General features: G+C 67.6%; 15 protein-coding genes. 14 read left to right on the top strand and 1 reads right to left on the bottom strand.

Annotated elements, in window-relative coordinates; genetic code table 11:
• Window positions 1–873: flagellin (locus tag ASE88_RS08640; protein WP_235527884.1), on the bottom strand; the 873-nt coding region annotated here is incomplete at its 3' end.
• 299 nt (window positions 874–1172) lie between these two features.
• On the opposite strand from ASE88_RS08640, the gene ASE88_RS08635 reads away from it, so the two are divergent.
• The 14 genes from ASE88_RS08635 to fliQ all read left to right on the top strand — a co-directional run bounded on the left by ASE88_RS08635 (window position 1173) and on the right by fliQ (window position 12631).
• Window positions 1173–2483 (top strand): sigma-54 interaction domain-containing protein, encoded by a 1311-nt coding sequence (locus ASE88_RS08635; protein WP_055874408.1) that lies wholly within the window; start codon window positions 1173–1175, stop codon window positions 2481–2483.
• Window positions 2480–2842 carry a flagellar hook-basal body complex protein FliE gene (fliE, locus tag ASE88_RS08630; RefSeq protein ID WP_055874411.1) on the top strand — a complete coding sequence of 121 codons (363 nt, stop codon included), beginning with the start codon at window positions 2480–2482 and terminating at the stop codon, window positions 2840–2842. The genes ASE88_RS08635 and fliE overlap by 4 nt, the downstream gene beginning before the upstream one ends.
• A gap of 1 nt (window position 2843) precedes the next feature.
• Window positions 2844–4520, top strand: coding sequence for a flagellar basal-body MS-ring/collar protein FliF (fliF, locus tag ASE88_RS08625; RefSeq protein ID WP_055874415.1), 1677 nt, complete (start codon window positions 2844–2846; stop codon window positions 4518–4520).
• Complete coding sequence (gene fliG / locus ASE88_RS08620) at window positions 4517–5527, top strand: flagellar motor switch protein FliG (RefSeq protein WP_055874417.1); 1011 nt, start codon at window positions 4517–4519, stop codon at window positions 5525–5527. Before fliF ends, fliG begins: the two co-directional genes overlap by 4 nt.
• The gene (locus ASE88_RS08615) at window positions 5520–6248 is read left to right on the top strand and encodes a FliH/SctL family protein (protein ID WP_055874420.1); all 729 of its coding nucleotides are present in this window, start codon (window positions 5520–5522) and stop codon (window positions 6246–6248) included. The genes fliG and ASE88_RS08615 overlap by 8 nt, the downstream gene beginning before the upstream one ends.
• Window positions 6248–7573, top strand: coding sequence for a FliI/YscN family ATPase (locus tag ASE88_RS08610; protein ID WP_056477538.1), 1326 nt, complete (start codon window positions 6248–6250; stop codon window positions 7571–7573). Before ASE88_RS08615 ends, ASE88_RS08610 begins: the two co-directional genes overlap by 1 nt.
• Window position 7574: 1 nt before the next feature.
• Window positions 7575–8000: a hypothetical protein gene (locus ASE88_RS08605; protein WP_055874426.1), complete on the top strand. Its 426-nt coding sequence runs from the start codon at window positions 7575–7577 to the stop codon at window positions 7998–8000.
• Window positions 8001–8096: 96 nt separating this feature from the next.
• Window positions 8097–9251 carry a flagellar hook-length control protein FliK gene (locus ASE88_RS08600; protein ID WP_056477536.1) on the top strand — a complete coding sequence of 385 codons (1155 nt, stop codon included), beginning with the start codon at window positions 8097–8099 and terminating at the stop codon, window positions 9249–9251.
• A 19-nt stretch (window positions 9252–9270) separates the two neighbouring features.
• Window positions 9271–9897, top strand: coding sequence for a flagellar basal body-associated FliL family protein (locus ASE88_RS08595; protein ID WP_055874432.1), 627 nt, complete (start codon window positions 9271–9273; stop codon window positions 9895–9897).
• 3 nt (window positions 9898–9900) lie between these two features.
• Complete coding sequence (locus ASE88_RS08590) at window positions 9901–10863, top strand: flagellar motor switch protein FliM (protein WP_055874435.1); 963 nt, start codon at window positions 9901–9903, stop codon at window positions 10861–10863.
• On the top strand, window positions 10860–11150 hold the full coding sequence (gene fliN, locus ASE88_RS08585) for a flagellar motor switch protein FliN (protein ID WP_056054132.1): 291 nt from the start codon (window positions 10860–10862) through the stop codon (window positions 11148–11150). The genes ASE88_RS08590 and fliN overlap by 4 nt, the downstream gene beginning before the upstream one ends.
• A 5-nt stretch (window positions 11151–11155) precedes the next feature.
• A complete protein-coding gene (locus tag ASE88_RS08580) occupies window positions 11156–11410 on the top strand; it encodes a flagellar biosynthetic protein FliO (RefSeq protein ID WP_055874442.1) in 255 nt (84 codons plus the stop codon).
• Window positions 11407–12357 (top strand): flagellar type III secretion system pore protein FliP, encoded by a 951-nt coding sequence (gene fliP / locus ASE88_RS08575; protein WP_082463202.1) that lies wholly within the window; start codon window positions 11407–11409, stop codon window positions 12355–12357. Before ASE88_RS08580 ends, fliP begins: the two co-directional genes overlap by 4 nt.
• 4 nt (window positions 12358–12361) lie before the next feature.
• Window positions 12362–12631: a flagellar biosynthesis protein FliQ gene (fliQ, locus tag ASE88_RS08570; protein WP_055874447.1), complete on the top strand. Its 270-nt coding sequence runs from the start codon at window positions 12362–12364 to the stop codon at window positions 12629–12631.
• Window positions 12632–12767: the final 136 nt, after the last annotated feature.

Raw genomic sequence — 12767 nt, 5'->3', positions numbered from 1 at the left:
CTGGCTGAGCATCGCGGTCGACGCCTGGCTGAGGATCTGCGCCTTGGCGAGCGCGGTCGTTTCCGCCGAGAAATCGGTGTCCTCGATGCGGCTCTTGGCGTCCGACAGGTTGGTTGCGTTCGAGGTCAGGTTGTTGACCGCCGACTGCAGCTGGTTCTGCGACGCGCCGAGCGATGCACGACGGTTCGAGACGAGTGCGATCGCGTTGTCATAGTCCGCCAGTCCACCCTTGGCGACCACCGCGGTCGGCGTGGTTTTGTCGACTACCGATCCGACGCCCCCAGTCAACGAAGTACCACTGACGGTCGCTTCTGCTCCTAGATCGCTACCCAAGTTCAGCGAAATGGTGTCGCTTGAATTCGCTCCCGCCTGGATGGAAACTTTTCCGCCAGCGACAGGTTGGGTGAGGACGGTGGTCCCATCGGTATCGTAAACGGGGCCCCTTGCGCCAACGCTGCCGTCAAACAGCTTGACGCCATTAAAGGTCGTATTGGTCAGCACGTTGGAAATCTGCTTGGCCAGGGCATCCTGTTCCGACTTGATGTTGGCCTTGTCGCTGGCCGAGTAGGTGCCGTTGCCCTTCTGGACTTCAAGTTCGCGCATGCGCTGCAGGTTGTTGCTGACCTCATCGAGCGCGCCTTCAGCGGTCTGCGCCATCGAAATGCCGTCATTCGCGTTGCGAATGCCCTGGTTCATGCCCTTGATCTGAGCGGTCATCGACGACGAGATCGCCAGACCGGCGGCATCGTCCTTGGCCGAATTGATGCGCTTGCCGGTCGACAGGCGCTCCATCGACGTGGCCAGCATGTTGGAGGCCTTGGTCGAGGCGTTGGTCGCGCGAAGCGCCGAGATGTTGGTGCCGATGACAGTCATGAGAATCTCCGTGATCTTCGACGATCCGCGCCGCCCCCATGGCGAAGTGCCGATCCGTCGAGTGAGGTAACGGCCGCTTCGGGACAGACTTAAGCAAAAAGATTCAGCCCCGCAGCGACGCGACCCGCCGGCTCAACCGCGCCTCACAGGGGTCAGCGCATAGGGGCTCGCGCGCGCAAACGCGGCGCGCACGTATGCCTGCGCGAACGCGCCCGGAAATAATCTGCCGGTCGACGGCAGGGTTTAACCGCGAATTTACCACCCTTGGCGCATTCCCCGAATCGTCCAGGGGGAACACCATGCGTTCGATCTTTCCATCAGCTGCAGTCACTTCGCGGAAATACGCGCTCGTCTCGTCGCTGCGGGCGCAGGGCTTCGGCGTGGGCTCGTTCGAGACCAGCCAGCCAGCGCCGAACGACCTGTTCCTGATCGCGGATGGCGAGGGTATCACCGCTCCCGCCCGCACCGTCGTGATCGGCTGCGAAGGCCGCCAGGTGACGCCGTCGCGGGATGGTGCGCCTGCTCGCATCAGCTTTGCCGCGGAGGACACCGCGGTCGGCAACGGCTTCGCGCGTGCGCTGATCGGCGGTCCCGAGATGCCGACCGCCGCCGACCCCGAATCGCTCGCGTTGCTGGCGCTGGCCGAGCGCGTCGCCGCCGCCGACATCACGGTCCTTATCAACGGCCCGACCGGCACCGGCAAGGAAGTGCTCGCCCGCGCCATCCACAACGGCTCCGCACGCAAGGACAAGCCGTTCATCGCGATCAATTGCGCCGCACTCCCGGAATCGATGCTCGAGGCGCTGCTGTTCGGGCACCAGAAGGGCGCGTTCACCGGCGCGTCGTCGGGGGGGGACGGCTTCTTCCGCGCGGCAAACGGCGGCACGATCCTGCTCGACGAGATCGCCGAGATGCCGCTCCAGCTGCAGGCCAAGCTGCTCCGCGTGTTGCAGGAGCGCGAAGTCGTGCCGCTCGGCGCCTCGGTGCCGCAGCCGATCGACGTCCGCGTCATCGCCTGTGCCAACCGCGATCTCCACGCCGAAGTCGCCGCGGGCCGGTTCCGCGCCGATCTCTATTACCGCCTCGCCGTGTTCCCGCTCGCGACCAAGTCGCTCGCCGAGCGTCCGCAGGATATCCCCGCGCTCGCCGCCACGCTGATCCTGCGTCACGCCGGCAGCCGCACTGTCATTCCCTGGCCGAGCCATGCGGCGATCGAGCAGCTGATGCTGCACGATTGGCCCGGCAACGTCCGCGAGCTCGAGAACGTGATCCAGCGCGCGCTGCTGTTCTGCGGCGGCGACACGATCGAGGCGAACCACATCGTGTTCGACCGCCCCGTGTCGATGACCTTCCAGCGCACGGCACCGGTCGTCTCGCTCGCGCCCCTAGCACCGTCGGAGCCCGAGACGCCCCCCGGGACTCTGGGCAACATCGTCCAGATGAGCGAGTTCGCCGCGATCCGCGAGACGCTGAAAGCCTGCAACGGCAGCCGAATCGAGACCGCCAAGCGCCTCGGCATTTCCGAACGCACGCTGCGCTATCGCCTCGCCAAGGCGCGCGAGCAGGGCGACGATATCGGCAACGTGCATAATTGGGCCGCCTCGGCATGAGCGGCGTCAGCGGAATAGGCGGCGGCGCGATGAGCGTCGACCGCGTCATGGCGCTGCGTTCGCAGATTCTCGAACGCAACCAGGCGCTGTCGCGCGCCGGGGCGAGCGGCGCCGTAGCGCCGACCGAAACGGTCAAGCCGACCAGCTTTGCCGACACGATGGAAACCGCGCTGAAAAGCGTCAACGACGGCCAGACCCAGGCCGCCAAGCTCAGCGAAAGCTATGAGCGCGGCGAAACGGTCGACATCGCGAAAGTGATGCTCGCCCGCCAGCAGGCGTCAGTCGGGTTCGAGGCGACGTTGCAGGTCCGCAACAAGCTGCTGTCCGCCTACAAGGATATCATGAGCATGCCGGTCTGACATGAGCACCGCACTCATCCCCGCTTCGTCTGGTGCAACCGAACGGTTCGCCAATCCCCTCCAGCAGATCAAGGGCGTCATGGCGCAGCCGGCGGTTCGCCGCTCGCTGCCGATGGCACTGATGGTCGGCCTGATCGCCGCCGCCGCGCTGGCGTGGATGAGCCTGTCGACGCCGACGCAGAAGACGCTGTTCAGCGGCCTGCCCGATTCCGACAAGGCCGCGGTCACGTCCGCGCTGACCACCGCCAACATCAAGAGCCATATCGACGAGGGCACCGGCGCGCTCACCGTCGGCGAGGACGATTACAGCCGCGCCAAGATGCTGCTGGCGGGCCAGGGCCTGCCCAAGGCGGCACCGGGCGGCTATGCGATCCTCGACCAGCTGCCGATGGGCGTCAGCCGTGCGGTCGAGGGCGAACGCCTTCGCCAGGCGCGCGAATCCGAGATGGCGAAGTCGATCGAGGAGATCGACGCGGTCGCCGAGGCGCGCGTGCACCTCGCCATGCCCGAGGCGTCGGTGTTCGTCCGCGACAACGCCGCGCCATCGGCGTCGGTGATCCTGAAGCTCCAGGGCGGGCGGTCGCTGAGCGAGGCGCAGGTCGCCTCGATCATCAACCTCGTCGCCTCGTCGGTGCCCGGCATGAAGCCCGAGGCGGTGACGATCGTCGACCAGATGGGCGCGCTGCTCACCAAGGCCGGCGGCAGCGACGGCGCGGGGGCTGCCAGCGACGCTCGGATCGATATCCAGCGTCGGATCGAGGACAAGTATCGCACGCAGCTGATCGCGCTGCTCACCCCGCTCGTGGGCGCGGGCAACTTCACCGCCGAGGTGCAGGCCGACGTCAATCTCGACGAGAGCCAGGCGACGCGCGAAAGCTATGAGAAGCAGGGCGTCCTGCGTGCCGAGACGGGCAACTGGACCGGTAACCAGAAGGACGGCGCCGCGGGCGCTCCCGGCGGCATCCCTGGTGCGCTGAGCAACACGCCGCCGGCCGCCAGCACGCTGTCCGCCCCGCAGGCCGCGACCGGCAACCCCGGCGCGCCCGCCGGGCAGCCCGTCGCCGGCGGCCCCGCACCCGACGCGATGAAGCAATCCGACCAGTATCAGCGCGCCTATGATCTTGGCCGCGAAGTGTCGGTCACGCGTGCCACGCCCGGCGGCGTCAAGCGCCTGTCGGTCGCCGTCCTCCTGCGCGATCCCGAAAAGGGCCGGCGGACCGCGATGGAGATCAACCAGATCACCGATCTCGTGAAGAGCGCAGTCGGCTTCGACCAGGCGCGCAACGACAACGTGACGGTGATCAGCCGCAAGTTCGCCGGCGTCGATGCCGCCGCCGATGCCGGCCCGTCATGGTACGACAATGCGTGGCTGCCGGTGCTCGCGCGCAATGGCACCGCGATCCTGATCGCGCTGCTGGTGCTGCTGCTCGGCGTGCGGCCGATCGCCAAGGCGCTGATGAAGAAGCGCGACGACGCCGGCGCGCGCCCCGCGCTCGGCCAGCCGATCGGCGCGGCCAACGCCGATGGTATGACGGTCGCCGCGCCGGTCAGCCTCGATCAGCTCGAGAACACGCGCGGCTATGACGACCGGATCGGCGCGGTCCGCGGCTTCACCCGCGACAATCCGACCCGCGCCGCGCTCGCGGTCCGCGACATGATCAAGGCGGACGCGAAGTGACCGAGGTTGCGCTCCGCACCTATACCGGCGTCGAGCGGGCCGCGGTGCTGATGATGCTCGTCGGCGAGGAAGAGGCCGCCGCCATCCTCCAGAAGCTCGAACCCGAAGAGGTGCGACAGCTCGGCGCAGCGATGTTCAAGGTCGCCGACGTGTCGGAGCAGGAGGTCGAGGACGTGCTCGACGATTTCGTCGACCGCGCGCGCGAGCGCACCGCGATCGGCTTCGACCCGCGCCCGCAGATCGAGGCGGTGATGAACCGCGCGCTCGGCCCCGAAAAGGCGGAGAGCGTGCTCGCACGCATCACCCCGCCCGAGGCCGCGTGCGAACTCGAACTGCTCGACTGGCTCGACGCGACCGAGATCGCGGCGATGATCGAGAAGGAACATCCGCAGATCGCCGCCGTCCTGATCGCCAACCTCGACGCGTCGATCGGCGGTCAGGTGCTCGAACTGCTGCCCGACGCGGTCCAGCCCGACATCCTCCACCGCATCGCCCGGCTTGGCCCGATCACACCCGAGGCGGTCGAGACATTGAAAGTCGTGCTTGCCAACCGTACCGCCTCCGCGCCCGGCTCGGCCGGCGTCACGCTGGGTGGCACGCGCGAGGCCGCCAAGATCCTGTCGGGCGCGCGAAAGGCGACCGAACAGCGCGTGATGCCGAAACTGTTCAAGATCGACCGCGAAGTCGCAAAGGCGATCGAGGAGGCGATGTTCGTCTTCGATAACCTCCTCGAACTCGACGACAAGAATCTCGGTACGCTGATCCGCAACGTCGACAGCGAAATTTTGACCAAGTCCTTGAAGGGCGTCGACGAAGGCGTCCGAAACCGCTTCCTCGGCTGTATGTCGGCGCGCGCCGCCGACGGCATCCGCGACGAGATGGAGGCGCGCGGGCCGATGAAGCTCGCCGAAGTGCTCGAGGCGCAAAAGGCGATGATCGCGATCGCGCGTGGGCTCGCGAAGGACGGCACGATCCAGATGGGCGGGGGCGAAGACGATTATGTCTAACGGATTCACCGCCGGCTTCGCGTCGCGCCACACCACCACCGCGCACATCCTGGCCGGCGCGTTTGCGCCACCCTCGGGTTTTGCCGCCGCGGATATCCGCGAGCGCGCGAGCGTCCGCCACACGCCGAATTTCGCCGCGCCGAGCTTCAGCACGGAACCCAAGCATTTCAGTCCGGCGGACAAGGACGTGAACCCGACCGCGGGCTGGGATCCGCTCGATCCGGCGAGCGAATCGTCGTTCATCGATCCGCTCGCCGCGGCGCATGCCGCCGGGTTCGCCGAAGGACTCGCCGCCGCGGCGCTCGCGGCGCAGGAGACCGCGAACCGCGACGGTGCGCTGCTCGGCGACCTCGCCACCGCGCTCGGCGCCGACCGGATCGACCGCGAGCGGGTCGCCGCGCAACTCCGCCAGACCGTCCTGTTGCTCGTCTCGAAGCTCGTCGGCGAGGTTGGTATCGCGCCGGACATCCTCGCGGGTCGGATCGAAACCGCTGCCGAACTGCTGGCCGACTCCGCCGAATCCGCGCTGCTGCGCGTCCACCCGGACGACGTCGCGCTGCTCGAAGGCCGGCTGTCGAAATCGATCTTCGCGGCGGGGGATCCGAGCGTCGCGCGCGGCAGCTTCGTGCTCGAAAGCGCCTCGACGATCGTTGAGGATGGCCCCGAGCTCTGGATCGACCAGCTGGCGCAGGCGATCGACCGCGTCCCGGTGCCCCGCTGATGCTCAATCGCTTTACCGCCGATTATCTCGAAACCCTCTCCAACACCGATTTCGTCGCCAAGCCAAAGGTTTCCGGTCGCCTCGCCTCGTTCGACGGGCTCCTGATGGAAGCGGTCGGACTGACCCTGCCGGTCGGCACCGTCTGCCAGGTCGGCGAAGGCGCGGCGAGCGTCGAGGCTGAAGTCATCGGCTTTCGCAACGGCCGGACGTTGATGATGAACCTGGGCGGCCCCGCCGCGCTCCTTCCGCGCGCGCCGGTCAAGCCGATCGGCGCGCCGGGCGAAGCCGAAGTGGGTGCCGCCATGCTCGGCCGCGTCGTCGATGGCGCGGGCAAGCCGATCGACGGGCTCGGCCCGATCCGTGGCGCGGGTCGCTGGCCGCTGGCGGGCAAGCTACAGTCGCCGCTCGATCGCGGGCGGGTGCGCGAACCGCTCGACGTCGGCGTGCGCGCGATCAACGGCCTGCTGACGATCGGCCAGGGCCAGCGCGTCGGCATCATGGCGGGCTCGGGCGTCGGCAAGTCGGTGCTGCTGGGCATGATCGTCCGCGCCGCGCAGGCCGACGTGATCGTCATCGGCCTGATCGGCGAACGCAGCCGGGAAGTCGCCGACTTCCTCGAAACCAAGGTCGCCGGCACCGCGCGGAAGCGATCGGTCGTCGTCGCCGTCCCCGCCAATCACTCCCCCGTCCTCCGCATCCGCGGTGCCTTGCGAGCGCACGCGATCGCCGAATCCTTCCGCGATGAAGGAAAGAAGGTCCTGCTGATCATGGATTCGCTGACCCGCGTCGCGCATGCCGGTCGCGAGATCGGCCTCGCGCTCGGCGAGCCCGCCTCCGCGCGCGGCTATCCGCCTAGCGCGATTGCGATGCTCCCGAACCTGATCGAGCGCGCCGGCGTCGACGTCCATACGGGCGGGTCGATCACCGCGATCTACACGGTGCTGGCAGACGGCGACGACGGCAACGATCCGGTGGTCGATTCCGCACGGTCGATCCTCGACGGCCACATCGTCCTCAACCGCCATCTTGCCGAGCGCGGGATATACCCCGCAATCGACATCGGCCCGTCGGTCAGCCGCGTCATGACCGACATCGTCCCCTCGCATCACGCCAAGGCCGCGCGGACGTTGCGCCGCCACCTCGCCACGTACGAGGAAAACCGCGATCTCGTGCTGATGGGCGCGTACCGAAACGGTGCCGATCCCGCGATCGACGCGGCGATCGCATGCCATCCGGCGGTCATGGAATATATCCGCCAGGACGCCGACGAAAACGTCTCGCTCGACGACGCGGTTGCCGAACTGACCGGCGTGTTCGGCGGCTGACATGGCGGATGCCCGCAGCAAGACGCTGGCGCGCATCCACCGCGTCCGCACGCTCCAGCTGGGGCTGACCCGCGCCGACGAAGCGCGCGCGCACGACAAGTTCGCCAGCGAACAGGCGCTCTCAGGCCGTATCGCACGTCTCGCCGAGGCCGTCGCGCCGGTTCATGAAACGCAGGTCGCCGTGTCGCTCGGCGCGGCCGCGCATTACCGCGACCGCCTGCAACAATCCGCCAACGCCGCCGTCGAGCGCGTGCAGGCCGCGGAGTCTCGTGTCGCGCGCGCGACCGAGGCGACACGTGCCGCCAAGCGCGACCAGAGCGCGGTCGAAAAGCTGCTCGCACGCGCCGATGCCGATGCGGTGCTGAAGGCGATCCGCGCGATGGAAGACGCGCCCGCCTTTCGGAAGGTTCGGCACGATCCTTGCTGAATAACGGGCAGACGCCCGAACGCGAGTGCCCGAATGATCCAGACCGCGACCCTTTCCCCTTCCGCTCCTCTCCACCCGCGCACAGCGTCTGCGAAAATGGGCGGCAAATCGGGTGATTTCGCCGACTCCTTCGACATGGTCAGCGACGAGGCGAAACCGGATTCCACCGCCGCAGCGCCGGAAGATGAGCCGCGGCAGGATGACGCCGCGACCGGCAATGGCTTGCCGCTCCCCGGTATCGTAGCCGACCCCGCATTCGTGTGGACGCCGATCATCGCGACGCCGGTTCCCGTTTTCCCTGCTTCGCCGGCTGTCATGGGCGTTGCGGATGCGACCGGCACGCCGTCGGCGATCGTGCACCGGCCGGTATTCACGCAGATGACGCCTCATGCCCCAACGGCAACGCCGACGGCGACGCCGGCACCGACGCCAGCGTTTACCGAGCTCCATGCCGCCCCGCCCCCAACGCTGACGCCGCCCCCGCCCCCGGCGCAGGCAGGCGGCACGCCCGCGATGCAACTCGCGGCTGCGATCATGGCCGCGGTGCCGCCAGCGAGCGCGAGCGCACAGGCCGTGGACACGCCGACCACGGCTGTGACCGCCACCGACATGGTGCGGTGGACCGCGCCCGCTACGTCCCCCGTTATCCTCGCCGCGCCACGACCCGACGTCCAACCCGGCATCGTTCCGGCGCAACCCGGTACGGTCGCCTCGGCCGCGATGGTGTTCGGCGCGGCGATCCAGGCGGCGACCGGGAAACGCGACGAGCCCGACATCCCCGCCGCCCCCTCCGATACGCCGCTGACCCCGGTGGGTGCCGCCGCGACGCATGAGATCAAGGTCGCCGATACGCAACAGGCGCCGCTCGACATGCGCCAGGAGCGCTGGCCGCACGCGATGATCGAGCGGATCGAGATGCTCCGCGACGCTGCCGATGCGGTCGACACGCGCATCCGCCTCGTCCCCGACGCGCTCGGCGCGATCGACGTGAGCGTGAGAAAGGACGGCGACGGGGTGCGCGTCCACTTCAGCGCCGAACAGGCCGCGACGCGGACGTTGCTCGCGGACGCGCAACCGCGGCTTGCAGACCTTGCCGAGGCGCGCGGGTTGAAGCTTGCACAAGGATCGCTCGGTGACGCCGACCGCGGCGCACCGCAGCAGCGCTCGCCGACGCCTCCCCAAACCTCGAATCGTCTCGCATCGGCCTCGACCCTGATCGCGAACACGCCCGACGACATCCGAATCGCTTGAACCGAAGGACCACGACACCATGAGCGACACAAAAGAAACGCCTGACGCCGCGCCGAAGAAAAAGGGCAAGATGAAGACGATCCTGATTGGCGGCGTGGCGCTGCTGGTGCTGGTCGGCGGCGGCGTCGGCGCAGGCGTCTACGCGTCGAACGCAGGCCTGCTTGGCGGCGGTCATGCCGCGGCGGCTGACGACGGCAAGCCCAAGCTCGTCCCCAAGAGCGAGCAGAAGCATGCAACCGAGGGCGGCGAAGGCGGCGGTCATGGCGGCGACGAGGCTGCGCCCGAAAACCATGGGATGAAGCCCCCCGCAGGGCAGGGCGGCGACAAATACGCCTCGACCTACTACCCGCTGGAGAAGGATTTCACCTCCAATCTCCAGGACTCGGTGCACTTCGTCCAGGTCGGCGTCGCGGTCTCGACGCCCTATGACGACACCGTCATCACCAACCTGAAGACCAACGACATCGCGGTCCGCTCCGCGATCCTGATGGCGCTCGGCGACACCACCGAGGAGCAGGTGATGAGCAGCGACGGCAAGCGCCAATTGCAGGTCAGATTGGCCAAGGCGATCAACGATACGCTCAAGCAGAAGGAAGGATTCGGCGGCATCGGTAACGTTTACTTTACCAGTTTCGTCGTTCAGTGAGGCATGGTTAACGAGGCCTCAGCAAAGACACGCGAGCGACGCGACCGGGATCGCTCCGGCGCACCCAAGGACGGCGTGCTGCATCAGGGCGTGCTGGGCGGGGCCAAGCTCAATCCGTTCGGCGACCTGCATTCGTTGCAGCATCTCTCCGCCCGGTTCGCGCGCGGCCTGCGCGGCGTGTTCGAGCCGCTGCTGCGCCAGGAGGTCCGCTGCTGGGCCGAGCCCTTGGTCGTCCAGCGCTTCACCGACTACCGCGCCGAGCGCAGCGACGCGCTCACCGCATGGCTGCCGCTGATCATGACGCCGGGCATGGCGCAGGCGCTGTGCATCATGGACGGCAAGTTCGTGCTCGAGATGCTCGACATGTTCTTCGGCGGCACCGGCGCCGCGCCGCACGTGCTGCCGAGCGAATTCTCCCCCGCGGCCGAAGCGATGGTCGCGCGGATCGGGCAGATGATCGCAACCCCGCTCAAGACCGCGTGGGAGCCGATGGCGCGGTTCGACTTCCTGCCGACGCGTGTCGAGGTGAACCCGGCGATGATCGCCGATCTCGACGGCGAGGATGCGATGATCGTCACGCGCTTCGGCATCGCCGCGGGGAACGCGAAGCCGGTGTTCCTCGACCTCGTCTACCCCGTCTCCGCGCTGAAGCCGCACGCGCCGTCGCTGACCGCCAAGGTCGTCGGCAAGTCCGCCGAGCCCGATCCGGCGTGGCGCAACGAGCTGACCCGCGCCGCGATGAACGTGCGCTTCCCGATCCGCTCGGTCCTCGCCGAACCGGTCGTCAAGCTGACGATGCTGATGGATCTGAAACCCGGCGACGTGATCCCGATTACCATCTCGGGCGACGTGCCGGTGATGGTCGGCAACAACCGGCTCGGGTGCGGCACAGTCGGTACGTCCAATGGCTTCGCCGCCATCCAGCTCACCTCGATTACCCGTTTCGACGAAGGATTTGCAGCATGAACGACATGACCGGAGGCTTCCCTGTTGATGCCGCGGTGGCCGCCAATTTCCGGCTGCTCCAGGATGTCGACGTCAAGCTGACCGTCGAGATCGGCTCGACCAGCCTGACGCTGCGCGAACTGCTCGCACTCGGCGAATCCAGCGTGATCGAGCTCGATCGCCAGGCCAACGAACTGCTCGACGTGTTCGTCAACGGCACGCTGATCGGTCGCGGCGAAGTCGTCACGGTCGGCGAGCGCTTCGGCGTGCGGATGACCGAGCTCGTCAGCCCCGACAAGCGCGGCTGATTTCGATGCTCTGGACCTATATCCTCAAGCTCGTCATCCTGCTGCCGCTGGTGTGCGGCCTCATGTTCGGCTGCCTGTATCTGTGGCGCAAGTTCGAGAGCCGCATGCCGGGCAAGCCGTCGACCCGGCTGATCGGCGTCAAGGAAACGATGATGATCTCGCCGGGCCTGCGCCTCGCGGTGATCGATTTCGAGGGCCGCCGGCTGCTCGTCTCGGTCGGTCGTGGCGGCGTGCACCTGATCGACAAGGTCGACGCATGACCGCCGCTGTTCGTCCGACGGTGACCCGCAAGGGCTCGGGCCCGGCCTTGTTTGCCGCGTCGACCGCCAAACCGTTTTCCCGCGCACGCGGAAATCCAGGAGCCACGAACGGCGCGCTGCTTGGTCCTGGATCCCCGCGTTCGCGGGGAAACAGCCTAGTTTGGATAGGGCTCGCCCTTCTCCTCGCCCTCTTCCTAGCCATGCCCGCCTTCGCCCAAGCCGTCCCCGCCCCGACCAACCCCGCGGTCGGCGACGCGGTCGATCGCGCGCTCGGCCAGCTCGGCGGACAGGCCGCAGGCAATACCGGCCAGAGCGGTTCGCTGTCGCTGTCGCTGCAAGTCCTCATCATCATGGGGCTGCTCACGGTCCTGCCGGGCATCCTGCTGATGATGACCAGCTTCACGCGGATCATCATCGTGCTCGCGATCCTGCGCCAGGCGCTCGGGCTCCAGCAGACGCCGCCGAACCAGGTGCTGCTCGGCCTGTCGCTGTTTCTGTCGTTCTTCATCATGGCGCCGACGATCAGCCAGATCAACACGACCGCGATCCAGCCCTATGCCGCCGGGCAGCTGGCCGGCACGCAGATGATCACCACCGCGGGCGTCCCGCTCCACGCATTCATGGTGAAGCAGACGCGGATCAAGGACGTGACGATGTTCGCGCAGATCGCCAAGTCCGGACCGTACGCGTCGTCCACCGACATCCCCTTCTCGGTCCTGCTCCCCGCCTTCGTCACCTCGGAGCTGAAGACCGCGTTCCAGATCGGCTTCCTGATCTTCCTGCCGTTCATCGTCATCGATCTCGTCGTCGCGACTGTCCTGATGTCGCTCGGCATGGCGATGCTCAGCCCGACGATCATCTCGATGCCGTTCAAGCTGCTGCTGTTCGTGCTCGTCGATGGCTGGGCGCTGACGATGGGCAGCCTCGCCAACTCGTTCGCGACCTGAGACCATGGATGCGCAATATTTCCTGACCGTCGCCAACCAGACGATGTGGGTGCTGGCACTCGCCAGCGCGCCGATCCTGATCCCGGCGCTGCTCGCGGGGCTGATCCTCGGCATGATCCAGGCGGCGACGTCGATCAACGAGCAGACGCTGTCGTTCGTGCCCAAGCTGGTCGTGGTCGCGGTGTCGATCCTGATCTTCGGTAGCCTGATCCTCGGGTTGCTGAGCGATTTCACGATCGGGATCTTCGAGCGTATTCCGGATCTCGTTAAGTGAGGCGCAGCGCCAGCGCGGCGACGTCCGCGCGCCCAGCGCAAGCCCGGCCGGCCTTGGCACAGCCAAGGACCGACGACGCGGCTTTGCCGCGGCGCTGGCACGCCGAACATGCGACCGTCTCTTCTGCTCCCCTTCC

Origin of the sequence: Sphingomonas sp. Leaf38 (assembly GCF_001421825.1) — a bacterium.
Lineage (GTDB): Bacteria > Pseudomonadota > Alphaproteobacteria > Sphingomonadales > Sphingomonadaceae > Sphingomonas.
Note: the sequence above shows the minus strand (reverse complement) of the source record. Positions and strands in the feature narration are given on the sequence as shown.